Here is a 22,908-nt window from a genome sequence, read left to right as displayed (position 1 = left end):
GGCGCGGAGCAGGCGCGCCGTTTCCGGTTCAGAGTCCCGGCCACCGTCGCGGCCGGGTCATCCCATCAGCGATCGAGCAGCGTCAGGCCGCGCCCGAGGGACCGTCGAAGCCCCACATACGCTCGAGGTTGTAGAAGCTGCGCACTTCCGGGCGGAAGAGGTGCACGACTACGCCGCCGGCATCAACCAGCACCCAGTCGGCCGCCGGCAGACCTTCGACACGCGCGTGGCCGAAACCACCCTGTTTCAGTCGTTCGCCAAGTTTCTGTGCCATCGCCGCCACCTGGCGGGTCGAACGGCCCGACGCGATCACCATGTATTCGGCGATGCTCGATTTGCCTTCGAGGTCGATGGTGACAATGTCCTGCGCCTGATCGTCGTCGAGGCTTTGCAGGACGAGGGCCAATTGCGGGTCGTCGGACTCGACCATGGCCGGGGGTGTGGCGCCGGTTTGATCCGGCTGTATCTGTGCCTGTGGCATCTAGAGGGTTACTGCTCCTTTCTCACGATCGCGTCAGGCCGGGTGTGGAACACCCTGCCAGTTGCAATCTCACTTTTTGATATGCGGACGTGCGAGAGAAAGGCGATTGCCCGCTCACGCTGCATGTCCGGGGATGCGGTGGTACGTGACACCATCTCGAATGGAGTCTGCACGCGAAAGTCGATCCATCGACTTCCGGGCCCACTCCGGATCGGCCTGGCGGATCGCCGTGGCCGACCGCGCATCGGGGTCGAATCGCAATGTCACCAGCGCAGGTGCGCTCCACCTTTCCGGACTGCGAAGACTGGACTGGGACCTCCGGAATCTCCCCAGCCAGGCCATCGCGGGGCTCGCGAAGGCGGCGCCATCATACCCCGGACGGGCAATTACCGCAATCGGCATGAGTCGCGCGATGTCGCGCCAGTCCTTCCACCGGTGGAATTGGGCCAGATTATCGGCCCCCATCAGCCATACGAAGCGTCTTTTCGGATAGCGCCGCAGCAGCGCGCGCAGCGTCTCCACGGTGTAGCGCGTGCCCAGCTCACGCTCGATCGCGGTCACCCGGATTCGCGCCCGCCGGGCCTGTCGCTTCGCCGATTCCACCCGCGCGGCCAGTGGCGCCATGCCCGCTCTTGGCTTGAGCGGGTTGCCGGGGGACACCAGCCACCACACCTCGTCCAGCGCCAGTGCATCGGCCGCGAACAGGGTGATGCGCCGATGGCCGCCATGGGCCGGATTGAAGCTGCCGCCCAGCAGCCCGGTGACCGGCCCGGTACGTCCGCTGGCGCATCGCATCGACAGGTTCGTCAGGGATGATCTGGTCAGGGGCGAGCTTGTCAGGGGCGGGCCTGCCCGGTTCCGCGCACCAGCCACTTGTACGTGGTCAGCCCCTCCAGCGCGACCGGGCCGCGCGCGTGCAGGCGCCCGGTGGCGATGCCGATCTCCGCGCCCAGCCCGAATTCGCCGCCATCGGCAAACTGGCTGGAGGCATTGACCATGACGATGGCGCTGTCGACTTCGCTCAGGAACCGTTCGACCGCCACCGCGTCCTCGCTGACGATCACGTCGGTATGGTGCGAGGAATGCGCCGCAATATGATCGAGCGCGGCATCGAGCCCGTCGACCACTGCCACCGACAGCACCGCGTCGAGATATTCGGTATCCCAATCCTCTGCGGTGGCGGGCAGGATGCGCGGATCGAGCGCCTGGGCGCGGGCATCGCCACGTACCTCGCACCCGGCATCGAGCAACGCGCTCACCACGGCTTCCGACGCCGGAAACTGCGTATCGAGCAGCAATGTCTCCATCGAACCGCAGATCCCCGTGCGGCGCATCTTGGCATTGAGGGCAAGGCGCACCGCCATGTCCGGATCCGCCTGGGCGTGGACATAGGTGTGGCAGATGCCATCAAGGTGCGCGAGCACCGGCACCCGGGCATCGGCCTGAACCCGGGCGACAAGGCTCTTGCCGCCGCGCGGCACGATCATGTCGATCAGGCCCGCCGCCGTCAGCATGGCGCCCACCGCCGCGCGGTCCTGCGTCGGCATCAGTTGTATCGCCGCTGCGGGCACGCCCGCCCGGGTCAGACCCGCGACCATCGCCGCCATGATCGCACGGTTGGAATGCAGTGCCTCGCTGCCGCCGCGCAGCAGTGCGGCATTGCCCGAACGCAGGCAAAGCGCGGCCGCGTCGGCCGTCACATTGGGGCGGCTTTCGTAAATGATGCCGATCAGACCGATCGGAATGCGCACGCGCGAAAGCTGCAGGCCATTGGGCCGTTCGCTGGTGGAAATGACCTCTCCGACCGGATCGGCCAGACCCGCCACCTGCTCCACCGCATCGGCGATCCCGGCCAGCCGCGCGGAATCGAGCCGCAGGCGATCGAGCATCGCGCCGCTCAGCCCCTTGGCCTCGCCGGCGGCGATGTCCTTTGCATTGGCCGCCAGAATTTCCGGCTCCGCCTTGCGCAGTTCGGCAGCAGCGGCGCGCAGGGCCTCGGCCTTCTGCGCATCGCTCATCTTCGCGAGTGTGCGCTGCGCGGCACGGCCCGCCTGCGCAAGGCGCGCCACCAACGCCTCGAGTGTCTCGACAGCCGCCTCGGGGGCAAGAATAGTCTGCTCGGTCATAGGCGCCGCCTAGCATTGTTGCGCGATGCTGTCACCGATGCGGCGAAACGATCCCGAAGCCGGTGTTCGATGCAAGCAATGCAACTGCTGCGCAAGCCTGGGGAATGACGTTAAGCCCGGATTCAGCCAGACTTTCACAATGATTCAAGGCCTTGCGGCGGCGAATCGAGTCGATTTCGAGGAAACGGTTCACCGCAAATACGAAACCGTTCCCTCGGTTCATCGCAACCGAGGTCCGACTCATCCCGTTTTTGCAACCATCCGGGCCGAGTCGATTCGCCTTTGCCCCCCTCCCCTGCTACCCGGCCGCCGGGGTTAGGACATAAGATTTCCAAGCGGGGTCGTTTTGAAGTTCATATCTGCCGGGACGCTTAAATCGCGTCTCCAGGCGGCCTTTCCTGAACGCGAGTTCATCATGCGCTCGCAGGGGCAAGTCCGCTTCATCCGCATTTCGTCGCGAATGCAGAAAGTGGCTGCCGGCACTTGCGCCGCGCTGCTGGGTGCATGGTGCGTATCGATGGGCGCTGTTGCCGTGTCGCAATTCAGCGCGACCAGCGAACACGTCCTGCTGCGCCTGCGCGAAGCCAAGGTAGCCACGGCCGAAAGCCGCGTGCAGCAATATCGCAACAATCTGAACGGCACCGTCGACGATCTGGCACGCCGCCAGAAGTTCATCGAAACGATGGTCGAAGCGCACATCGGCGAACTGCCCGAGGACAAGCAGGCCGGCGAGACGGTGAGCGACAGCTCCACCGAATCCGCAGAGACGGTGAAGAAGGTCAGCCTGGCCGTCCCCGAAGCCGGCAAGCTGGCCGGCGTCGAGGCCGAGCAGCTGGCCTTCGTCGAACGCCTGACCCGCTACGCCGATCGCCGCGCGGCCGCCACCGCCGACACCATTCGCAAGCTGGGCCTCAACCCCAACGCCATGGCCAACGGTCGCGGTGCCGAGGGTGGTCCGCTCGAAAAGCTTTCCACCGCTGCCGACGGTTCGATCGATCCGCGCTTTCAGCGCCTGGGCCAGAGCCTGGCCCGCATGGACGCACTGGAAAACGGGCTTGCCTCGATCCCGCAGGTCAAGCCCGCGCACGTCGCCTACGTCTCGTCCAGCTTCGGTTATCGCGCCGACCCCTTCACCGGTGGCGCCGCGTTCCATGCCGGGCTCGACTTCCCCGGCCCGATGGGCTCGCCGATCTATGCCGCCGCCAAGGGCCGCGTCACGTTCGTCGGCCAGCGCCAGGGTTACGGCAACTGCGTGGAGATCAGCCACGGCAATGGTTTGATGACCCGTTACGGCCATCTTTCCGGCTTCAACGTCCGCCCCGGCCAACTCGTCGACGGCGGAACCCGTATCGCCGCAATGGGCTCGACCGGCCGGTCGACTGGCCCGCATCTCCATTTCGAGGTGCGCATCAACAACCGGCCCATGAACCCGCGCACATTCCTCGAGGCCGCCCATAATGTTCAGCAAGAAGCCCGATAACGCCATGGCCAAGACCTTTTCGACCTCCACCGCCCGTACCGGCGCCAGCAGCTTTTCGGTGCTGGGTGCAGACACTGCCGTTACCGGCAACATCGAAGCCTCCGTCGACCTTCACGTCGAGGGCCGCGTAACCGGGGACATCGCCTGCAAGTCGCTGATCCAGGGTGACGCCAGCGAGATCGCCGGCGGCATCAGTGCCGAATCCGTGCGTATCGCCGGCACCGTGCGCGGCACGATCTCCGCCCGCGAGGTGGTGATCCTGCGCACCGCGCGGATCGAGGGCGACGTATCCTACGACGCACTCACCATCGAACAGGGTGCCCGCCTTGAAGGCCGCCTGAATCCGAACGGTGGCCACACCCCGCCGGCGATCGCCCAGCTCACCGATGAAAGCACGCTGGAACCGGCCGAGTAATTTTCAGCGTTTGATGATGAATCGAGCAGGGGGCCGCGTGCCCCCTGCTCTTTTTTATGGCCCGATCGCACATTGGCGATGGTCGAGGGCCTTTCCGACATCGGGAGCGGTGACAACGCGCGTGGGGCTGACCTGTGGGCAGGTCCTCGTTTGCACCACTGCGTGAGCAACAAAAAAGACGCGGGGTCTCCGCCTTCGCGGGGACGACGGACTTGATTTGCTGCAATGAACTGCAGGTCTTGATGCCGCTCCGCCGCTCATGCGCAACCGTGCTCGGCACACAAACAAAAAGCCCCGCGACGAACCAATCGTCGCGGGGCTTTGCAATCCCTGAGCCGGGAAGGTTGGGCGATTACTCGCCCTGCTCTTCCGCGGCTTCGGCAGCGCGCTTGGCCTGGAGCCAGGCGGCGACTTCGGCTTCCTGCGCGGCTTCCGAAGCGGCACGCGAAGCGGCCTCACGCTCGGCACGCAGTTCCTCGATCAGCGCTTCGCGATCGTCGACCAGACGCTCGTCGTTCTGACCGTCGTCCTCGATACCGGCCTTCTTGGCGGCCTTGAAGACGATGAAGTCCAGCTCACGCTGCGAGCAGAGACCCAGGGTAACCGGATCCTTCGGCGTGATGTTGGCGATGTTCCAGTGCGAACGGTCGCGGATCGCCGCGATGGTGTTGCGCGTGGTGCCGATCAGCTTGCCGATCTGCGCGTCCGAAACCTCGGGGTGGTTGCGCAGGATCCAGGCGATGCCGTCCGGCTTGTCCTGACGCTTCGACACCGGCGTGTAGCGCGGGCCCTTGGTGCGGCTGGAGGTGATCGGGATCTTGTGCATGCGGAGCTTGTACTCCGGGTTTGCCTGACCCTTCTCGATCTCTTCCATGGTCAGTTCGCCCGAACGCACGGGATCGCGTCCGGTATACTTGCTGGATGCCAGATCGTCGGCCATCGCCTGCACTTCGAGCATGTGCAGACCGCAGAACTCTGCGATCTGCTCGAACGTCAGCGCGGTAGTGTCGACCAGCCACGAGGCGGTCGCGTGCGGCATCAGCGGAGTGGGCTGGCTCATGTCTCTATCTCCGGCGGAAACAATAATGGCCGCCCCTTTGCGGAGCGGCCGTTCTGACCCGATTTAGGGAAACTTTGCGGATTCGGCAAGCACAAGCCTCGATTTTCGCAATTCGATCGCGCGCGAATCTGAAACGACTTGGCAAAACCATCCGAAGGGACGACTCGGGATTTACACGATCCGCCGACGAAAATGCGCCGCCACGCATTTTCGCACCTCTATTCGGTCACCGAAATCCCGCTTCAGATCTCCAGCACGATCTTGCCGACATGGTCGCCCGCTTCCATCCGCGCATGGGCTGCGGAGGCTTCGGCAAGGGGGAACCGGGCATCCATGACCGGCCGCAGTTCGCCATCCTCGACCAAGGGCCAGGCATTGGCGAGGATCTCCTGCGCCAGCAGCCCCTTGAACGCGTCCGAACGCGGCCGCAGCGTCGATCCGGTGAGCGTGTAGCGCCGGCTCATGACCACCGCCATGTTGACCTCCGCCTTGGCGCCGCCCTGCACGGCGATGGTCACGTGGCGGCCATCGGGCGCCATGCACTTGAGGTTGCGCGCCACGTAATCGCCGCCCACCATGTCGAGCACGATGTCGACACCCTTGCCATCGGTGATCCGGGCGACTTCCTCCACGAAATCGCTGGCCTTGTAGTCGATCGCGTAGGCCGCCCCGATCTCCAGCGCCCGGGCGCATTTTTCGGGGGAGCCGCAAGTGACGATCACGGTCAATCCGAAATGCCGGCCCAGCATGGCCGCCATCGTGCCGATGCCGCTGGTGCCGCCATGGACCAGTATCGTCTCGCCATCGCGCGCGTAGCCACGCTCGAACACGTTGTGCCAGACGGTGAACAGCGTTTCGGGCAGTGCCGCCGCCTCGTCCAAGCCCAACCCTTCGGGCACCGGCAAGCAGTGCGCGGCCTTGGCCAGACAGTATTCGGCATAGCCGCCGCCGCTGACCAGCGCGCAGATCGCCTGCCCGGGAAGGAATTCGGTCACCCCCTGCCCCAGCGCCGCGACCTTGCCGGAAATTTCCAGCCCGGGAATCGGCGATGCGCCCGGCGGCGGCGGGTACTTGCCCTGCCGCTGCACCACATCGGGACGGTTAACCCCGGCGAAAGCGACTTTCACCAGAACTTCACCCGGGCCCGGCTCCGGAATCGGCAGCGTGACGGGCTTGAGCACATCGGGACCGCCCGGCGCTTCAAAGCCGATCGCGGTCATCCGCTTAACTGAGTTAACTAACATACGTATCCTGTTGCCACAGACCCACCATGGATGGGAACATAATTTCAGGCCATTGACAGCACGCATCTACCGTCCGATGCTGCAATGCAATGGACGATGATGATCGACCGCGGCGGCGGTCGCCCGAGGTGGAACTCGGAGCCGCCAGCCTTCTCGCCAGCGAAAGCCTGGAGCGCTATTCGCTGGACGAACTCGACGCACGCGTCGCGCTTCTGGAAACCGAAATCGAACGCATCCGCGCGCATCGCCGCGCTTCGCAGGCCCACATGCTGGCCGCAGATGCCCTGTTCAAGCCCCGAAACCCGGGGCCCACGTCATGACCGGCGCGAGGTTGCACCCGATCTTGCGGCACGCACCTCGCAACCGTCCTGAACGTGCCTATATGAATCCCGAAACCCGTTTTCCTCCAAAGCTCCCCCTCAAGGAGAGTCCCACTCCCACATGAAAGTTTCCTAGATGCCCAGCTTCGCGCAAAGCCTAGAAAAGACCTTACATGCCGCGCTCTCGCACGCTTCGGAGCGCAGCCACGAGTACGCCACGCTAGAGCACCTGCTGCTCGCCCTGATCGACGATCCGGACGCGGCACAGGTGATGCAGGCATGTGGCGTGGATCTTGGCGACCTCGGTGACGTGGTGCGCCAGTATCTCGATCAGGAATACCAGTCGCTGAAGACCGAGGAAAAGGGCGATCCCGCCCCCACCGCCGGCTTCCAGCGCGTCATCCAGCGCGCGATCCTGCACGTCCAGTCCTCGGGCAAGGACACCGTGACCGGCGCCAACGTGCTGGTCGCCCTGTTTTCCGAACGCGATTCCTACGCCGTCTACTTCCTGCAGCAGCAGGACATGAGCCGCCTGGACGCCGTCAGCTTCATCAGCCACGGCATCGGCAAGGGCGGCAAACGCGTGGACGAACGCAGCCCCAAGGGCAGCGAGGAACAGGCCCCCGCCCCCGAGGAGAAGGCCGAGACCAAGAACGCCAACAAGAAGGATTCGGCGCTCGACCAGTTCACCGTCAATCTCAACGAGAAGGCGCTGCTGGGCAAAGTTGACCCGCTGATCGGCCGTGGCCCCGAAGTGGACCGCACGATCCAGATCCTCTGCCGCCGTTCGAAGAACAACCCGCTCTACGTGGGCGATCCCGGCGTGGGCAAGACCGCCATTGCCGAGGGCCTGGCCCGCAAGATCGTCGAAGGCGAAGTGCCTGAGGTGCTGGCCGAAGCGGTGATCTATTCGCTCGACATGGGCAGCCTGCTGGCCGGCACCCGCTATCGCGGCGATTTCGAGGAACGCCTGAAGCAGGTCGTCTCCGAACTGGAGAAGATGCCGCACGCGATCCTGTTCATCGACGAGATCCACACGGTGATCGGCGCCGGTGCCACCAGCGGCGGCGCGATGGATGCATCGAACCTGCTGAAGCCCGCACTGTCGGGCGGCACGATCCGCTGCATCGGTTCGACCACCTACAAGGAGTTCCGCAACCACTTCGAGAAGGACCGCGCCCTGCTGCGCCGGTTCCAGAAGATCGACGTGAACGAACCCACGGTGGAAGACACGATCAAGATCCTGCGTGGCCTGCGCACCGCGTTCGAGGAACACCACAAGGTCAAGTACACGCCGGACGCGATCAAGACCGCGGTCGAGCTTTCGGCACGCTACATCAATGACCGCAAGCTGCCCGACAAGGCGATCGACGTGATCGACGAAGTGGGCGCGATGCAGATGCTGGTGCCCCCCAGCCGCCGCAAGAAGACGATCACTGCGCGCGAGATCGAGCAGGTGATCGCGACGATGGCGCGCATCCCGCCCAAGTCGGTCAGTTCGGACGACAAGAAGGCGCTGGAGAATCTCGAACGCGATCTGAAGCGCGTGGTCTTCGGCCAAGACAAGGCGATCGAGGTGCTCTCGACCGCGATGAAGCTCAGCCGCGCGGGCCTGCGCGATCCGGACAAGCCGATCGGCTCGTTCCTGTTCTCCGGCCCCACCGGCGTCGGCAAGACCGAAGTCGCCAAGCAGCTGGCCCAGATCATGGGCATCCCGATCCAACGCTTCGACATGTCCGAATATATGGAGCGTCACTCGGTCAGCCGTCTGATCGGCGCCCCTCCGGGCTATGTCGGCTTCGACCAGGGCGGCTTGCTCACCGACGCGGTGGACCAGCAGCCGCACTGCGTGCTCCTTCTCGACGAAATCGAAAAGGCGCACCCCGATCTGTTCAACATCCTTCTGCAGGTGATGGACAACGGCAAGCTGACCGATCACCACGGCAAGACCGTGGACTTCCGCAACGTGGTCCTGATCATGACCACCAACGCGGGTGCGTCGGACATGGCCAAGCAGGGCATCGGTTTCGGTGACACGTCCAAGGCGGATGCCGGCGACGAAGCGGTGAAGCAGATGTTCAGCCCCGAATTCCGCAACCGTCTCGATGCCATCGTGCCCTTCGCCTATCTGGCCAAGGAAACGATCAGCCGGGTGGTGGACAAGTTCATCCTGCAGCTGGAACTCCAGCTGGCGGACCAGAACGTCCACATCCAGTTCGACTCCGACGCGCGCGAGTGGCTGGGCCATCGCGGTTACGACAAGCTTTACGGTGCGCGGCCGATGGCCCGCGTCATCCAGGAGAAGGTCAAGCAGCCGCTGGCGGAAGAACTGCTGTTCGGCAAACTGGCGCACGGCGGCGAGGTCCACGTTTCGGTCAAGGAGGACGCGCTCAGCTTCGAACTGACGCCCGCCGCGCCGAAGGTGGTGAAGGCCAAGAAGAAAGTGCCTGCGAAGAAGTCGGCCAAGAAGCCCGGCACGCAGCCGGAAACCAATGCCGACGACTGAGCCGTTCTGAACCGACTCAAGAAGAAATGGGGTGGGAACCGCGCGGTTTCCGCCCCATTTTCTTTTCATGGCCCGCGATTTCGCCTGGATCAGACCCGAACCGCATGGGATCCACGTCGTCCCCGCCGACTGCTGGATCGATCCTTCGCGCCCTGTTCCCCGCGCATTGGTGACTCACGGCCATTCCGACCATGCCCGCGGCGGCCATGGCGAGACGATCGCCACGCCCGAGACGCTGGCGATCATGGAGCTGCGCTACGCCACCAGCGACGGCGCGGTGCCGGTTGCCTATGGCGAGACTGTGCAGCTGCCCGGCAGCGTCTCCGCCACTTTCATCCCCGCCGGGCACGTGCTGGGATCGGCGCAGATCGTTCTCGAACATGCGGGCGAACGCGTGGTGGTGACGGGCGATTTCAAGCGTCGGCCGGATCCCACCTGCCCGCCCTTCAAGGTCGTGCCCTGCGACGTGCTCGTCACCGAGGCGACCTTCGCCTTGCCGGTGTTCCGCCATCCGCCCGTGGAGCACGAAATCGCCAAGCTGCTCTCCGCCCTGTCCGCCAATCCCGAACGCTGCGTGCTGGTCGGCGCCTATGCGCTTGGCAAGGCGCAGCGCGTGATCGCCGAACTGCGCCGCGCGGGGCATGTGGAGCCGATCTACCTCCACGGCGCGATGGAGGCGATGTGCCGGCTTTATGAACGCTTTGGCGTGGATCTGGGTGACTTGCGACTGGTGAGTGACGTCAAGACGCCAGAGCTTGCCGGCCGGATCGTGGTGGCTCCGCCCTCCGCGCTGAACGACCGCTGGAGCCGCCGCTTGCCCGATCCGATCACCGCCATGGCCTCCGGCTGGATGCGCGTGCGCCAGCGGGCGCGGCAGCGGATGGTGGAACTGCCGCTGATCATCTCCGACCACGCCGACTGGGATGAGCTGACCCAGACCATCACCGACGTGAATCCCGGCGAGACCTGGATCACCCATGGCCGCGAGGATGCGATGCTGCGCTGGTGCGAGTTGAACCAGCGCAAAGCCCGCGCGCTGGCCCTGGTTGGCTACGAGGACGAGGATGATTGAGATGGCGGCTGTCCGTTCCTTACCCAGCCCACGCCTCATAAATCCCGTCGCCCCCGCGAAGGCGGGGGCCCCGCTTCCTTCTGCCTCCCCCAGAAAAAGAAAAGCGGGATCCCCGCCTTCGCGGGGACGACGGGGTTTTGTTGGGAAACCTCGCTCAGCAAGCCACTCATGAGACGCTTCGCCGCCCTCCTCGACGCGCTGGTCTATACCCGCAGCCGCAATGCGAAGCTGAAGCTGCTGGCAGACTACTTGCGCGAGACGCCCGATCCCGATCGCGGCTGGGCACTCTCCGCGCTGACCGACGGACTCGACTTCCCGGCAGTCAAAAGCTCCACGATCCGCAACCTGATGACCGAGCGGGTCGATCCGGTGCTCTGGTCCCTTAGCCGCGACTATGTGGGCGATACGGCAGAAACCGCCAGCCTGCTCTGGCCCGGCCCGGACATCGCCGAGAATCCGCCCAGCGTGGCCGAAGCCGTCGACGCGCTGGCCCGCATGACTCGCGCCAATGTCATGGTGGAACTGCCGCGCCTGCTAGACCTGCTCGATGCCGAGGAACGCTATGCCCTGCTCAAGCTGGCGACCGGTGCCATGCGTATCGGCATTTCCGCGCGCCTCGCCAAGACCGCCTTCGGGCAGGCTTTCGACGTGGCCGTCGAGGATGTGGAGGAGCATTGGCACGGCCAGTCCCCGCCCTATCTCGCGCTGTTCGACTGGGCCGCGCACGGGGCGGAGGCCCCCACTTCCGAGCACTTGCCGCTGTTCCGCCCGTTCATGCTCGCCCATCCGCTGGAAGCGGTCGAACTCGATCTCAGCGAGTTCGCGGCCGAGTGGAAGTGGGACGGGATTCGCGTGCAAGTGGTACGCGTGCAGGGCGAAACGCGCGTCTATTCCCGATCCGGCGACGACATCTCGGGCAGCTTTCCCGAAATTGCGGAGGCGCTTCACGTCGATGCCGTGCTGGATGGCGAACTGCTGGTGCGCGGCGCCCATCAGGGGCGTGAGGAAGGCGGCGCGGCCAGCTTCAATGCGCTGCAACAGCGGCTGGGCCGCAAGACCGTCTCGAAGAAGATGCTGGCCGACTATCCGGCGTTCGTGCGGCTCTACGACGTGCTGATCCTGGAAGGCGCGGACTTGCGCCTGCTACCCTGGAGCGAACGCCGCGCCCGGCTGGAAGCCTTGATCGGGCGGCTCGATCCAGGCCACTTCGACCTCAGCGCCGTGATTCCCGCCGCCGATTTCGCCGAACTGACCGCGATCCGCGAAAGGGCGCGCGAGGATGCGATCGAAGGCGTGATGCTCAAACGGCGCGACAGTCCCTATGTCGCCGGGCGCAAGACCGGGCTGTGGTACAAGTGGAAGCGTGATCCGCTGCTGATCGATTGCGTGCTGATGTATGCCCAGCGTGGCAGCGGCAAGCGATCCTCGTTCTATTCGGACTTCACGTTCGGCTGCTGGGACGGTGATCCCGATGCGGGCGCCGAACTGCTGCCCGTGGGCAAGGCCTACTTCGGATTCACTGACGAAGAGCTGAAGTGGCTGGATCGCCATGTCCGCAACCACACGGTGAATCGCTTCGGCCCGGTGCGCGAGACCGACAGGTCGCTGGTGTTGGAAGTGGCCTTCGATTCGGTTCATTTGAGCAAGCGGCACAAGTCCGGGCTGGCCATGCGATTCCCGCGCATCCACCGAATCCGCGCCGACAAGCCCGCGCACGAAGCCGATCGCATCGAAACCTTGCGCGCGATGGTCCGCGATTGATACGCATCAAGTTCCACGTGGAACCGATGGGCTATCGCCTCAGCATGACCCCTTGCGCGCCGGAGAGATTCGCCCCGTGACGACCGAAACCGCCCAGACTCCGCACGACCTGATCGGCGGCGCCCCCGTGTTCGAGGCGATCGCCAACCGCTTCTACGATCTGATGGAGCAGGACGCGGCCTATGCCGAGCTGCGCGCCATGCATGCCGAAGACCTTGGACCGATGCGTAAGAGCCTGCCCCGCTTCCTCGCCGGCTGGGCCGGCGGCCCGCGCGACTGGTTCGAGGCGAATCCGGGAAAGTGCATGATGAGTCTGCACAAGGACTTTGCCATCGACCGCCAGACCGCCGCGCAATGGGCCGATGCGATGACTCGCGCGATTGCCGATGTCGCGCCGGAACCGGCCCATATCGCGCAGGCCATGACTGAGGTGCTGTCCCGCATGGCACGGGGAATGACGCGTCCCTGAGGGGGAGGGGTATCTGCCGCTGATGGGGGCGGTCCCTCCGCGCACCGGGGAGGACTTACTTATCGACTTGAAACTGCTTCTCGCGCGAAGTTGCGCCGCGCAACAATGTCACTCGCGATGGTGCCAGTTCCAGCGCTGCGGCCAAGAGCGTCCGCACCGCCTCGTTCGCCTTGCCATCTTCAGGCTTGGCGCGAACTTTCACCAGAATCCGGCCTTCAACGATCTCCATCGCCTCCACTTTCGCACCGGGAGTGACGCGCACGGAGAGGCGCTGTTCGGCATCGATCAAGGCCCGCAATTCATCTGCGGATGGCAGCGCGGCTTTCGGCTTGGCCATCAGCCCGTCAAGCCCAGCGCCTCGGCATGTTCGCGGCCACGCTCGACATAGGCCTGCACGCCCGCTTGGTTACCGGCCATCGTCGCCTCGTCCAGATCGCGCAAATACTTCGCGGGACGTCCCATCCAGAGCTGGCACGCGCCGATGCGCTTGCCGGTCAGTTGCGCGCCGGCCGCCAGCATGCCGTCCGATTCGATATAGCTGCCATCCATGACGATCGCGCCAAGGCCGACGAAGGCGCGATCCTCCAGCGTGCAGCCGTGCACCATCGCCATATGCCCGATCAGCACATCCTCTCCGATCAGCGTCGGATAGCCTTCGGGGCGCGAGGGCTTGGGGCTGTCGCAGTGAATCACCGTGCCGTCCTGCACATTGGTCCGCGCGCCGATCACCACCCGATTTACATCGGCGCGGATCACGCAGTTGTACCAGATGCTGACGTCCGGCCCGATCTCCACATCGCCGATGATCCGGCAGCCCGGCGCGATGAAGGCGCTGGAGTGAATCCGTGGCGCCTTGCCCTTGAAGGCGGCCACGGTGATGTCGGTGCGATTCATATCCCTCTCCCTGCCGGCGCCCTCAGCGCGGCTGCGCGGCCCATTCGTCGCGGGTGATCGAATAGGCGATCGTGTGCCGCAACGGTGGTTCGAAGCGCGGATCGTCGTAATCCAGATCCTCTCGCCGCCGCATGTCCAGCCGGCGCATCAGGCCCCAGCTCGGCTCGTTCTCGATGACGGTGATCGCGAAAATCTCCTCCGCGCCGAACCGATCGAACCCGGCATCGAGCGAGGCGATCGCCGCTTCCTTGGCATAGCCCTTGCCATGGGCATCGGTGCGCATACGCCAGCCGATCTCGAACTCGCCTGGGAACGAGGCCCCCGGCGCGTCGATCTTCTTGAGCCCACAGAAGCCGAGCATCTCGCCCGAGAGATGGCCGCCATCAGCCTTGCGCTCAACGATCCAGAAAGTGTGGCCGTAGCTTTCGTGAAAGCCGATCATGCGCGCTTCGGACTGGGCCAGCCGCTCCGCGTCCATCACCCCGCCCAGCCAGCGCATGACGTCCGGATTGTTGGTCACCGCCGCGAAGCGCGCGATATCGCCCGGCTGCCAGTTGCGCAGTACCAGCCGATCGGTTTCCAGCCTGAAATCCGTCATGACGTCACTTCTGCAGCAGGCGTGCGGCATGCACGGCGTGATAGGTCAGCACGCCCGAACAACCCGCGCGCTTGAAGGCCAGAAGCGTTTCCAGCACCATCGCATCGCGATCCGCCGCGCCGGCCGCCACCGCCGCCTCGATCATCGCGTATTCGCCGGAGACCTGATAGGCGAAGACGGGAACCTCGAAAGTTTCCTTGACCCGGCGCGCAATATCCAGATAGGGCAGGCCCGGCTTCACCATTACGCTGTCCGCACCCTCCGCCAGATCCATCTCCACCTCGCGCAGCGCTTCCTCGGCATTGGCCGGGTCCATCTGGTAGGTCTTCTTGTCGCCCTTCAGCAGGCCGCGCGTGTTCACCGCATCGCGGAACGGGCCATAGAAGGCCAACGCGTACTTGGCGGCGTAGCTCATGATCTGGACGTTGACGAAGCCCTCATCCTCCAGCGCATCGCGGATCGCGCCGATGCGGCCGTCCATCATGTCCGACGGGGCGATGATGTCCGCCCCGGCCCGCGCCTGATTCAGCGCCTGGCCGACCAGCACTTCCACCGTCTCGTCATTCAGCACATAGCCGTTTTCATCGACCAGCCCGTCCTGGCCATGGCTGGTATAGGGATCGAGCGCCACGTCGGTCAGCAGGCCGATACGGTCACCCAGTTCGGCGCGGATGGCACGCAAGGCGCGGCACATCAGGTTGTCGGGATTGAGCGCTTCGGCGCCATTGTCGCTGCGGCGTTCGGGCTGGGTATCGGGGAACAGCGCCAGGCACGGGATGCCAAGGTCCGCCGCTTCACGCGCGCGTTCGACCAGCAGGTCCACCGACCAGCGCGACACGCCGGGCAGCGAGGATATCGGCTGCTCCACGCCCTCTCCCTCGGTCACGAAGACCGGCCAGATCAGGTCGGCGGGGGTGAGCACCGTTTCGCGGTGCATGGCGCGGCTCCAGGCCGTGGCGCGCGCGCGGCGCAGGCGGGTGTGGGGATATGCTCCGGTCATGGCTGGTGTGATTGCCGGAAAAGCGCAGGGCATTCAATGTGACGGACTGTCCAAGGCAGCAAGACCGCTTGCGCGGTGCGCCCACCGGCGAAGCGTCGCCGGGATTCAGAGCGTCTTCGGCTCCAGTCGGTCGATCTCGCGCTCCGCGCCCATCGGCGTGGCGGTGACCGGCGCGACCGAGCCCAGCGCCTCTCCCGGTTGCACGGTCAGTAGCGCCTTCAGCCGTGCATCGAAGGCGTTCTTTTCCTTGCCGTCGATCCGCGGCGCCGAAACAAAGCGCAGGCCCGCCGGGTTGATCGTCTGCCCGCCGCGATAGGCCTCGAAATGGAGATGCGGCCCGGTCGACAGGCCGGAGGAGCCGACGTAGCCGATCACCTGCCCGGCGCGGACACGGGTGCCGGCCGAAACGGCAATGCGACTCATGTGGCCATAGCCGGTGCCCAGCCCGCCGCCATGCTCGATCCGGACATAGTTACCATGGCCGCCATGCCGGCCGGAAAAGCTGACCACGCCATCGGCCACCGCATAGATCGGCGAGCCATAGGCCGCGCCGAAATCGATGCCGGCGTGCATGCGCACATATCCCAGGATCGGATGGCGGCGCATTCCGTAGGGCGAAGTCATGTGCCCCGCCACCGGCATCCCGGCGGCCGTGCTGGTCGATTCGGCAAGGCTACCGGCGGCGACCATGTCCCCGTCCTGACCCCAGCGCAGCAGTTGAAGGCGCGGTTTGCCCTCATGCTCAAGGCCGGCATAGAGCAGGTTGCCCACCTGCCGCTCGCCCTTGGCGGATCGCTTGTAGGCAACCACGATATCGAACGCGTCATTGGCGCGAATATCGCTTTCCAGACTCACGTACTTGTCGATGGCCTGGAGATAGGCCTGAATCGCCGCGATCGGCGCGCCGGCGTTGCGAGCCGATCGATAGAGGCTGGAGCCGACCGTGCCACGAATGCGCAGCGGCGTTTCGTCGACGTGAATCGGGTGGCGCACCAGCGAGAGTCCGGCGCCGCCACGCTGGATCGACAGGTCCATGTCGAAACGCGCACGGAAGTTCATGGCGGTAAGCGCGCGCGGCGCCCCCGGCACCGGGCGGCCGCCTAGCGTCACGTCGAACTGGGTTCCCGGTTCGATCTGGTCAAGCGGAACCGCCTGACCGACCAGCGCGCCGATGCGCGTGGCATCGTCATCCCCGACGCCGACGCGTTCCAGCATTCGGGCAAAGCTGTCGCCCTGCCCCAGCGTCGCCACCAGTTCCACGCTCGGCCGTTCGGGCACGCTGCCCAGCGGCCGAACCAGCGGGCTGGCACCCATGTGGCGGCCGGCATCGGCCCCCAGCCCCAGTGGAGCAATCGTCTGGCTGCGGAATTCGTCGCGCTCACGGGTGACCAGCGGCGTCGTGGCCGCCTCCACCATCGCGAAATCGGGCCAGAACGCGCAGGCCGCCACGGAAAGCCCCAGCAGAGTCGCCATGCCGCGCAGCCAACGGCGGCTGCCGATATCGCAGGCAAGGTCCGGCGCGATCTCCACGCGATCGCACCAATGCTCGACATCGCGCTTCCAGCCCGCGATCCGATCCTGCAGGCGCGGCTTTTGCGGAACGACCGATTCCGGCGCTGCCGGCTCGGGAACGACTTGCGCGTGCGAAAGCGCGGCGGCGTGTCCGCCCCCCTCGCCCGCCGCGATCTCCCCGCCGTGTTCAAGTGCCTTGAACAGATGCCCGTCCCTTTTACGCGGCCGCAGCCATGCGCCTTGCCCTACGCCACCAACGACCGGAACGGTTCCGATCGCGGCAGAATCAAGGGCATTCCAGCGGCCCACACACGGGCCCTCGGGCACATGTCCTGCCCGCTTAAGGTTAATTGCTGCCTAACGCTGTGGATTTCTGACCCGTTTTTCGGCGAGCCGAGTCTTGCGGGCGTCCGGGTGGGATGCCAAATCTAGGGCGTAATGTTTCACAAGCCGCATGCCTCGTCGCGAAACGACGCTCCCAGTGGGGTAAAGGCGGTGCTCGGCCCGACGAACACCGGCAAGACCCACCTCGCCATAGAGCGGCTCTGCGCCCATTCCAGCGGCGCCATCGGCTTTCCGCTCCGCCTGCTGGCGCGCGAGGTCTATGACCGCGTCTGCAAGATCAAGGGCGAAGCCAGCGTCGCGCTGATCACGGGTGAGGAACGGATCGAGCCGAAGAACGCCCGCTACCTGCTCTGCACGGCGGAGGCGATGCCGGTTACCGACCGCAGCCTGGCCTTCGTCGCCATCGACGAGGCGCAACTGGCCGCCGATCGCGAACGCGGCCATGTCTTCACCGACCGCCTGCTCCACGCGCGCGGCCGGGAAGAGACGATGATCCTCGGCTCCTCCACCATCGAACCGCTGGTGAAAGCGCTGGTGCCCGGGGTCGAAGTGATCTCGCGCCCGCGCTTTTCCACGCTCTCCCACGTTGGTGCCAAGAAGCTGAGCCGGATTCCGCCGCGCAGTGCGATCGTCGCCTTCTCTACCGAGCAGGTCTACGCGATCGCCGAAATGCTGCGCCGTTTCCGTGGCGGTGCCGCCGTGGTCATGGGCGCGCTCAGCCCGCAGACGCGCAATGCCCAGGTGGAACTCTACCAGTCGGGAGAGGTCGACTATCTCGTCGCCACCGACGCCATCGGCATGGGCCTCAATCTCGACGTCCAGCATGTCGCCTTCGCCGGGCTCTCGAAATACGACGGTCGCCGCCATCGCCGCCTGACCACGGCGGAAATGGCACAGATCGCCGGACGCGCCGGCCGCCACCAGACCGACGGCACATTCGGCACCCTCACCGGGTCGGGTGGGCACGATTCCGAATTCGAACCGGAAGAAGTCTACGCGATCGAGGAACATCGTTTCCCGCCGCTGACCAAGCTGTTCTGGCGCGAGCCCGAACCGCGCTTCGACGATCTGGCCACGCTGATCGCCGATCTGGAAGCCCCGCCCGAACGGCCCGAACTGGCCCCCGCCCCCGAAGCCATCGATCTGGCCGTGCTGAAGCGCCTGGCCGACGATCCCGACGTGGGCGGCACCGTGCGCGGCCTTGCCCAGGTCGCCCGGTTCTGGGACGTCTGCCGCCTCCCCGATTTCCGCCAGCAGGGTTCGGAAACACACGCCCGCTTCGTCGCGCGGCTGTGGCAGGACTTGCGCAATGGCGAACTCGGTGCCGATTACATGGCACAGCAGATCGCCCAGCTGGACCGCACCGGCGGCGATATCGACACGCTGCAAGGGCGGATTGCCGCAATCCGTTCATGGGCCTATATCGCCCAGCGCCCCGACTGGGTGCTCGCCCGCGACGAAATGGCGGCGCGTGCCCGGGCGGTAGAGGCGCGGCTTTCCGATGCGCTTCATGGCAAGCTTACCGAACGTTTCATCAACCGCAGGACTGCCGTGCTCATGAAGAAACTCGGCCCCGACGCCGGACTGCTCTCGGTCCGTCTCGAAGACGAGGAAGTGCTGGTGGAGGGCGAGCACATCGGCTCGCTGCGCGGCTTCGGCTTTCAGGTCGATCCCGGCGCCCGCCTGACCGATCGCAAGCTGCTGCTGGCCGCCGCCGAACGCCACCTGCCCGCGCTGCTGCAAAAGCGCGCCGATGCGCTGGCGGCCGCGATTCACGAAGGCACCGCCGCCATCACGCTGGAAGCCGGCGACCTGAAATGGGAGGGCGAGAAGATCGCCACGCTCTCCGCCGGTCGCTCGCTGCTTTCGCCGGTGCTGGTGCCCGATCGCGTGCTCGATGCCATTCCCGCCCCGTCGCGCAAGGCGCTGGTCGCCGCGCTGGAGGCCTGGCTGATCGCCGCGCTGGAACCGCTGGCGCCGTTGGGCAAGCTGGACGAGGCCAGCCGCTCCGAGGATGCCGGGCCGGACTTGCGCGCCCTGCTGATCACGCTGGTCGATCGCGGCGGCATGTCCGCGCGCGAAGACACCGCCGTGGACCGGCTGGACAAGAATCGCCGCACCATGCTCGCCCGCCTCGGCGTGCGCGTGGGCGCGCTCGATCTCTTCGTGCCGGGAATGCTGCGCCCCGGCCCGATCGCGCTATGGCGCCAGCTGGCGAAGATCGCCGGCAGGCAGGCGCAGGGCGGTGAGCCCGATCCGGCGATGCCGCCGGCGATGGACGCCGGCAAGCGCCACCGCGCGCCCGGCTATCGCAATCTGGGCAAGCAACTGATCCGGCTGGACATGGCCGAAAAACTGCTGCGCGAGGCGCACGAGGCGCGCGGCACCGGCCCCGCCTCACGCGATTTCGCGCTCGATCCCGCCCGCGCCGTGTCGATGGGGCTGACCACCTCCAGCTACGCCCGGCTGCTGCGCCTTGCCGGCTTCCAGCCGGTGATGCCACGCCCGCTTGCCGAAGAAGCGCATGGCCCGCCCGCCCCGGTACGCTGGCGCTGGCGCCCGCCCCGCCGCCAGGTGGAAGAGGCGCGTCCGCAGCCGGTTCGTACGGACGGCGCCTTCGCCGCACTGGGCGAGCTGATCGGCGCCGACAGGGGACGCTGATGGCGATGGGGGGATGCAGGGAATGAGAGTGGACAAGCTGCTCTGGTTTCTGCGCCTCTCCAAGACGCGCCCGGTCGCCCAATCGGTGGCTGAATCCGGGCATATGCGCCTCAACGGCCGGCGTGTGGAGCGCGCGCACCAGAAAGTATCGCCAGGGGACATCCTGACTCTGCCCACAGCGGAGGGTGCAAGGGTGATAGAAATCCTTTCCCTTCCAACCCGCAGGGGACCGGCCCCGGAGGCGCAGGCATGCTATAGAGTGCTTGACGCCGCCCCCGCTGATCCCATAGCAGCGGCCAACCGCAATGACGCCGTCTAAGAGGAATACGCAGCCATGACCTATGTCGTCACCGACAATTGCATCCGGTGCAAGTACATGGATTGCGTCGAAGTCTGTCCGGTGGACTGCTTCTACGAAGGCGAGAACATGCTGGTGATCAATCCCAGCGAGTGCATCGACTGCGGCGTCTGCGAGCCCGAGTGCCCGGCGGAAGCGATTCTGCCCGACACCGAAAGCGGTCTTGAGCAGTGGCTGGAACTCAACGCCAAGTACTCCGCCGAATGGCCGAACCTCACCACCAAGAAGGACGCGCCTGCCGACGCCGACGAGATGCGCGGCGAAGAAGGCAAGTTCGAAAAATATTTCTCGCCCGAGCCCGGCGAAGGCGACTGAGCCTTTTTTGAAGGCGCCGAAGGGGGAAGCGGTTTCCCCCTAGGCTGAGGGACTTGGAGTGCAAACGGGCGCCGCGCCGCGATCGTCGCGCGTGGTACCCGTTAATTATACGCACGCCTCTGGTAATTTTATCACATCGGTGCTATATAATCCCGCGACTGCCCGGGCTCCCCGCCCGTTTTGGCAGGCATTTTCATTGCGAGGCAGGGTTCGAAAGCAGACGGTTGGGAGAGTTATCTGACCGGGCGGCGGAGGCGTTTGTCTCCATTGTCGCACCTCCCGGGTTTCTCCCATGCCGTAGGTAAGGCAACGAACCTGCAGGTGAAAGGACGATAAATGGCAACCAAGGCCGATGCCTTCGATGTTGGAGATTACGTCGTTTATCCCAAGCACGGCGTGGGCCGTGTAATCGAGCTCCAGAAGCAGGAAATTGCCGGGATGCAGCTCGAACTCTACGTGCTCCGTTTTGAGAAGGAACGCATGACTTTGCGCGTTCCGATGAACAAAGTGGAAGCCATCGGGATGCGCAAACTGTCTTCGGACAAGACTCTGCGCGAAGCACTCGACACGCTCAAGGGTAAGCCCAAGGTCAAGCGCACCATGTGGTCGCGCCGTGCCCAGGAATACGAAGCGAAGATCAATTCGGGCGACCTCGTGTCGATCGCCGAAGTGACGCGCGATCTATTCCGGGCCGATGACCAGCCCGAACAGAGCTATTCCGAACGCCAGATCTTCGAGGCCGCTTCGTCGCGCCTCGCCCGCGAGCTGGCGGCGATGGAAAAGACCGACGAACAAGGCGCCCTCAAGAAGATCCTCGCGATCCTCAACGAATATGCGCCGAAGTACTACGAAAGCGCCGAAGCCGTCTGATCGGCCACGCTTTCGCGAAAGGCAAAGGGCCGCTCCCGCAAGGGTGCGGCCCTTTCCTTTTGCCTATCCCCAGCCCGTTGATCTCCATTCATTGTTTCGACAGATGCGGCGTGACAGTTTCGGCATCGCCATGATCCGCCCCGCCCTTCGCTCCGCCCTTCACATTGCCCTGCCGCTTGGCTTTCTTGCACTGGGCGGCTGCATCAGCACCGTTGGCAAGGTGGTGACCGCACCCGTGCGCGTTGCCAGCTCGGCAGTGGACATGGCCACCACCAGCCAGTCCGAAGCCGACGAGAAGCGCGGCCGGAAGATGCGCGAACACGATGAGAAGCTGGGCAAGTTGCAGCGCCAGTATCAGCGCCACCTCAAGGAATGCGATCGCGGCGATCGCGATGCCTGCACCAAGGCGCGGGACGATTACGCCGATATCCAGAATCTGGGCCCGGCGTAACTTTTCCGATCCCTACGCTGCAGCACGCCGCAGGCGATCGTTGATCGCCGCGCCAATGCCTTCATCCGGAACCGGCGCCACCGCAACACGGGGGAATTGCGCCGCCGCACTCTCATGAAGCAAGGCGTAGAGTCGCGAGGCGGCCTCCGCCAAGTCTCCGGACGACGACAGCGATGCATGGCCTGCAACCGTGCCGAAACCGATGTGGAACTCGTCCGCCTCCGCCTCTGCCGCATTCAGACGCACCGGCTTTCCGGGCGCATAGTGGCTGGCCAACTGGCCTGGCGCCTCGATCGCTTGCGACGTCACAGCATCGGCATCCGTGCCAAGGACGGCGCGAATCGCCGCCTCGGGAATCGGGCCGGGTCGCAGCACCTGCCAGCGGCCGTCCTGTCGCAGCGCCACGATCGTCGATTCCAGACCGGCTTCGCAGGCACCGCCATCGACCACGGCGTCGATCCCATCGCCCAGCGAAGCCACGACATGCTCCGCCGTGGTCGGGCTGACGCCGCCGCTGCGATTCGCGGAAGGCGCGGCCAGCGGCAAGCCTGCACGCGCGATCACCTCGCGCATCACCGGATGCGCCGGGCAGCGTAACGCCACCGTCGGCAGCCCGGCGGTGACGGCCGGCGCGATATCGGCCCCGTCGGCCAAGGGAAGCACCATCGTCAGCGCGCCCGGCCAGAATGCCTCGGCCAGCGCCAGCGCGCGATCGTCAAAGTGGGCAATGCGGCGGCCCGATTCCAGATCGGCAACGTGCACGATCAGCGGATTGAAGCTGGGCCGTCCTTTGGCGCGGTAGATCGCGGCGACGGATTCGTCCCGGTCCGCCCTTGCCGAAAGACCATAGACCGTCTCGGTCGGAATCGCGACGAGGCCGTTTTCGCGCAGCAGCTCAGCAGCGCGGGCAAGGCCGGCGGAATCGGCAGCAAGGCGTTCGGGTCGACTGGTGCGCTCCATGCCCTGCCGC

The 22,908-nt window shown here is 65.5% G+C and carries 24 protein-coding genes; 12 read left to right on the top strand and 12 right to left on the bottom strand.

Annotated elements, in window-relative coordinates:
• Positions 1-82: 82 nt before the first annotated feature.
• The 4 genes from rsfS to WBP06_RS16040 all read right to left on the bottom strand — a co-directional run bounded on the left by rsfS (position 83) and on the right by WBP06_RS16040 (position 2,851).
• Complete coding sequence (gene rsfS, locus WBP06_RS16055) at positions 83-430, bottom strand: ribosome silencing factor (protein WP_395334211.1); 348 nt, start codon at positions 428-430, stop codon at positions 83-85.
• Positions 431-595: 165 nt separating this feature from the next.
• A complete protein-coding gene (locus WBP06_RS16050) occupies positions 596-1,276 on the bottom strand; it encodes a nicotinate-nucleotide adenylyltransferase (RefSeq protein ID WP_395329772.1) in 681 nt (226 codons plus the stop codon).
• Positions 1,277-1,317: 41 nt separating this feature from the next.
• A complete protein-coding gene (locus WBP06_RS16045; protein WP_395329770.1) occupies positions 1,318-2,607 on the bottom strand; it encodes a glutamate-5-semialdehyde dehydrogenase in 1,290 nt (429 codons plus the stop codon).
• Positions 2,608-2,638: 31 nt separating this feature from the next.
• Positions 2,639-2,851 (bottom strand): hypothetical protein, encoded by a 213-nt coding sequence (locus WBP06_RS16040; RefSeq protein WP_395329768.1) that lies wholly within the window; start codon positions 2,849-2,851, stop codon positions 2,639-2,641.
• A gap of 171 nt (positions 2,852-3,022) precedes the next feature.
• Here WBP06_RS16040 and WBP06_RS16035 point away from each other — a divergent pair, with 171 nt between their 5' ends.
• Both WBP06_RS16035 and WBP06_RS16030 read left to right on the top strand, forming a co-directional pair.
• Positions 3,023-4,087: a M23 family metallopeptidase gene (locus WBP06_RS16035; RefSeq protein ID WP_395329766.1), complete on the top strand. Its 1,065-nt coding sequence runs from the start codon at positions 3,023-3,025 to the stop codon at positions 4,085-4,087.
• A 4-nt stretch (positions 4,088-4,091) separates the two neighbouring features.
• The gene (locus tag WBP06_RS16030; protein ID WP_395334209.1) at positions 4,092-4,502 is read left to right on the top strand and encodes a polymer-forming cytoskeletal protein; all 411 of its coding nucleotides are present in this window, start codon (positions 4,092-4,094) and stop codon (positions 4,500-4,502) included.
• 352 nt (positions 4,503-4,854) lie between these two features.
• Here the strand turns inward: WBP06_RS16030 and WBP06_RS16025 are convergent, their stop codons facing one another.
• Together WBP06_RS16025 and WBP06_RS16020 are read right to left on the bottom strand one after the other, a co-directional pair.
• Complete coding sequence (locus WBP06_RS16025) at positions 4,855-5,562, bottom strand: DUF1013 domain-containing protein (RefSeq protein WP_395329764.1); 708 nt, start codon at positions 5,560-5,562, stop codon at positions 4,855-4,857.
• Between the two features lie 242 nt (positions 5,563-5,804).
• The gene (locus WBP06_RS16020) at positions 5,805-6,782 is read right to left on the bottom strand and encodes an NAD(P)H-quinone oxidoreductase (RefSeq protein ID WP_395329762.1); all 978 of its coding nucleotides are present in this window, start codon (positions 6,780-6,782) and stop codon (positions 5,805-5,807) included.
• A gap of 113 nt (positions 6,783-6,895) precedes the next feature.
• Here WBP06_RS16020 and WBP06_RS16015 point away from each other — a divergent pair, with 113 nt between their 5' ends.
• The 5 genes from WBP06_RS16015 (at position 6,896) to WBP06_RS15995 (ending at position 12,934) form a co-directional block, all read left to right on the top strand.
• Positions 6,896-7,126, top strand: coding sequence for a DUF1192 domain-containing protein (locus tag WBP06_RS16015; RefSeq protein WP_395329760.1), 231 nt, complete (start codon positions 6,896-6,898; stop codon positions 7,124-7,126).
• Positions 7,127-7,262: 136 nt separating this feature from the next.
• Complete coding sequence (gene clpA, locus WBP06_RS16010) at positions 7,263-9,632, top strand: ATP-dependent Clp protease ATP-binding subunit ClpA (RefSeq protein WP_395329758.1); 2,370 nt, start codon at positions 7,263-7,265, stop codon at positions 9,630-9,632.
• A 67-nt stretch (positions 9,633-9,699) separates the two neighbouring features.
• Positions 9,700-10,704: a ligase-associated DNA damage response exonuclease gene (locus tag WBP06_RS16005; protein ID WP_395329756.1), complete on the top strand. Its 1,005-nt coding sequence runs from the start codon at positions 9,700-9,702 to the stop codon at positions 10,702-10,704.
• Positions 10,705-10,872: 168 nt separating this feature from the next.
• Positions 10,873-12,465, top strand: a complete 1,593-nt coding sequence (locus WBP06_RS16000) for a cisplatin damage response ATP-dependent DNA ligase (protein ID WP_395329754.1) — start codon at positions 10,873-10,875, stop codon at positions 12,463-12,465.
• Between the two features lie 67 nt (positions 12,466-12,532).
• Entirely contained in the window at positions 12,533-12,934 is a 402-nt protein-coding gene (locus tag WBP06_RS15995) for a group II truncated hemoglobin (RefSeq protein WP_395334207.1), read from the top strand.
• A gap of 55 nt (positions 12,935-12,989) precedes the next feature.
• On the opposite strand, the gene WBP06_RS15990 is transcribed toward WBP06_RS15995, so the two are convergent.
• The 5 genes from WBP06_RS15990 to WBP06_RS15970 all read right to left on the bottom strand — a co-directional run bounded on the left by WBP06_RS15990 (position 12,990) and on the right by WBP06_RS15970 (position 17,265).
• A complete protein-coding gene (locus tag WBP06_RS15990) occupies positions 12,990-13,271 on the bottom strand; it encodes a DUF167 domain-containing protein (RefSeq protein WP_395329752.1) in 282 nt (93 codons plus the stop codon).
• Positions 13,271-13,828 carry a gamma carbonic anhydrase family protein gene (locus WBP06_RS15985; protein WP_395329750.1) on the bottom strand — a complete coding sequence of 186 codons (558 nt, stop codon included), beginning with the start codon at positions 13,826-13,828 and terminating at the stop codon, positions 13,271-13,273. The genes WBP06_RS15990 and WBP06_RS15985 overlap by 1 nt, the downstream gene beginning before the upstream one ends.
• A 22-nt stretch (positions 13,829-13,850) precedes the next feature.
• Complete coding sequence (locus WBP06_RS15980) at positions 13,851-14,426, bottom strand: GNAT family N-acetyltransferase (RefSeq protein WP_395329748.1); 576 nt, start codon at positions 14,424-14,426, stop codon at positions 13,851-13,853.
• A gap of 4 nt (positions 14,427-14,430) precedes the next feature.
• Positions 14,431-15,426, bottom strand: a complete 996-nt coding sequence (hemB, locus tag WBP06_RS15975; RefSeq protein ID WP_395329746.1) for a porphobilinogen synthase — start codon at positions 15,424-15,426, stop codon at positions 14,431-14,433.
• A 105-nt stretch (positions 15,427-15,531) separates the two neighbouring features.
• On the bottom strand, positions 15,532-17,265 hold the full coding sequence (locus WBP06_RS15970) for a M23 family metallopeptidase (protein ID WP_395329744.1): 1,734 nt from the start codon (positions 17,263-17,265) through the stop codon (positions 15,532-15,534).
• Between the two features lie 111 nt (positions 17,266-17,376).
• On the opposite strand from WBP06_RS15970, the gene WBP06_RS15965 reads away from it, so the two are divergent.
• The 5 genes from WBP06_RS15965 (at position 17,377) to WBP06_RS15945 (ending at position 21,938) form a co-directional block, all read left to right on the top strand.
• Positions 17,377-19,944 carry a helicase-related protein gene (locus WBP06_RS15965; RefSeq protein ID WP_395329742.1) on the top strand — a complete coding sequence of 856 codons (2,568 nt, stop codon included), beginning with the start codon at positions 17,377-17,379 and terminating at the stop codon, positions 19,942-19,944.
• A gap of 22 nt (positions 19,945-19,966) precedes the next feature.
• Positions 19,967-20,263, top strand: coding sequence for an RNA-binding S4 domain-containing protein (locus WBP06_RS15960; protein WP_395329740.1), 297 nt, complete (start codon positions 19,967-19,969; stop codon positions 20,261-20,263).
• Between the two features lie 15 nt (positions 20,264-20,278).
• Positions 20,279-20,617 carry a ferredoxin FdxA gene (gene fdxA, locus WBP06_RS15955; protein ID WP_395329738.1) on the top strand — a complete coding sequence of 113 codons (339 nt, stop codon included), beginning with the start codon at positions 20,279-20,281 and terminating at the stop codon, positions 20,615-20,617.
• A gap of 336 nt (positions 20,618-20,953) precedes the next feature.
• Positions 20,954-21,487, top strand: a complete 534-nt coding sequence (locus tag WBP06_RS15950) for a CarD family transcriptional regulator (protein WP_142636627.1) — start codon at positions 20,954-20,956, stop codon at positions 21,485-21,487.
• A gap of 130 nt (positions 21,488-21,617) precedes the next feature.
• Positions 21,618-21,938, top strand: a complete 321-nt coding sequence (locus tag WBP06_RS15945) for a hypothetical protein (protein WP_395329735.1) — start codon at positions 21,618-21,620, stop codon at positions 21,936-21,938.
• A 12-nt stretch (positions 21,939-21,950) separates the two neighbouring features.
• Here the strand turns inward: WBP06_RS15945 and WBP06_RS15940 are convergent, their stop codons facing one another.
• Positions 21,951-22,898 (bottom strand): L-threonylcarbamoyladenylate synthase, encoded by a 948-nt coding sequence (locus WBP06_RS15940; RefSeq protein WP_395329733.1) that lies wholly within the window; start codon positions 22,896-22,898, stop codon positions 21,951-21,953.
• Positions 22,899-22,908 lie beyond the last annotated feature (10 nt).

The organism is Novosphingobium mississippiense (genome assembly GCF_044029535.1).
Taxonomy (GTDB): domain Bacteria; phylum Pseudomonadota; class Alphaproteobacteria; order Sphingomonadales; family Sphingomonadaceae; genus Novosphingobium.
This window is presented reverse-complemented; position numbering and strand designations above follow the sequence as displayed.

Coding starts and splice junctions, on each gene's coding strand:
- rsfS (WP_395334211.1), bottom strand. CDS start 430: ATGGTCGAGTCCGACGACCCGCAATTGGCCCTCGTCCTGCAAAGCCTC.
- WBP06_RS16050 (WP_395329772.1), bottom strand. CDS start 1,276: ATGCGATGCGCCAGCGGACGTACCGGGCCGGTCACCGGGCTGCTGGGC.
- WBP06_RS16045 (WP_395329770.1), bottom strand. CDS start 2,607: ATGACCGAGCAGACTATTCTTGCCCCCGAGGCGGCTGTCGAGACACTC.
- WBP06_RS16040 (WP_395329768.1), bottom strand. CDS start 2,851: ATGAGTCGGACCTCGGTTGCGATGAACCGAGGGAACGGTTTCGTATTT.
- WBP06_RS16035 (WP_395329766.1), top strand. CDS start 3,023: ATGCGCTCGCAGGGGCAAGTCCGCTTCATCCGCATTTCGTCGCGAATG.
- WBP06_RS16030 (WP_395334209.1), top strand. CDS start 4,092: ATGGCCAAGACCTTTTCGACCTCCACCGCCCGTACCGGCGCCAGCAGC.
- WBP06_RS16025 (WP_395329764.1), bottom strand. CDS start 5,562: ATGAGCCAGCCCACTCCGCTGATGCCGCACGCGACCGCCTCGTGGCTG.
- WBP06_RS16020 (WP_395329762.1), bottom strand. CDS start 6,782: ATGACCGCGATCGGCTTTGAAGCGCCGGGCGGTCCCGATGTGCTCAAG.
- WBP06_RS16015 (WP_395329760.1), top strand. CDS start 6,896: ATGGACGATGATGATCGACCGCGGCGGCGGTCGCCCGAGGTGGAACTC.
- clpA (WP_395329758.1), top strand. CDS start 7,263: ATGCCCAGCTTCGCGCAAAGCCTAGAAAAGACCTTACATGCCGCGCTC.
- WBP06_RS16005 (WP_395329756.1), top strand. CDS start 9,700: ATGGCCCGCGATTTCGCCTGGATCAGACCCGAACCGCATGGGATCCAC.
- WBP06_RS16000 (WP_395329754.1), top strand. CDS start 10,873: ATGAGACGCTTCGCCGCCCTCCTCGACGCGCTGGTCTATACCCGCAGC.
- WBP06_RS15990 (WP_395329752.1), bottom strand. CDS start 13,271: ATGGCCAAGCCGAAAGCCGCGCTGCCATCCGCAGATGAATTGCGGGCC.
- WBP06_RS15985 (WP_395329750.1), bottom strand. CDS start 13,828: ATGAATCGCACCGACATCACCGTGGCCGCCTTCAAGGGCAAGGCGCCA.
- WBP06_RS15980 (WP_395329748.1), bottom strand. CDS start 14,426: ATGACGGATTTCAGGCTGGAAACCGATCGGCTGGTACTGCGCAACTGG.
- hemB (WP_395329746.1), bottom strand. CDS start 15,426: ATGACCGGAGCATATCCCCACACCCGCCTGCGCCGCGCGCGCGCCACG.
- WBP06_RS15965 (WP_395329742.1), top strand. CDS start 17,377: ATGTTTCACAAGCCGCATGCCTCGTCGCGAAACGACGCTCCCAGTGGG.
- WBP06_RS15960 (WP_395329740.1), top strand. CDS start 19,967: ATGAGAGTGGACAAGCTGCTCTGGTTTCTGCGCCTCTCCAAGACGCGC.
- fdxA (WP_395329738.1), top strand. CDS start 20,279: ATGACCTATGTCGTCACCGACAATTGCATCCGGTGCAAGTACATGGAT.
- WBP06_RS15950 (WP_142636627.1), top strand. CDS start 20,954: ATGGCAACCAAGGCCGATGCCTTCGATGTTGGAGATTACGTCGTTTAT.
- WBP06_RS15945 (WP_395329735.1), top strand. CDS start 21,618: ATGATCCGCCCCGCCCTTCGCTCCGCCCTTCACATTGCCCTGCCGCTT.
- WBP06_RS15940 (WP_395329733.1), bottom strand. CDS start 22,898: ATGGAGCGCACCAGTCGACCCGAACGCCTTGCTGCCGATTCCGCCGGC.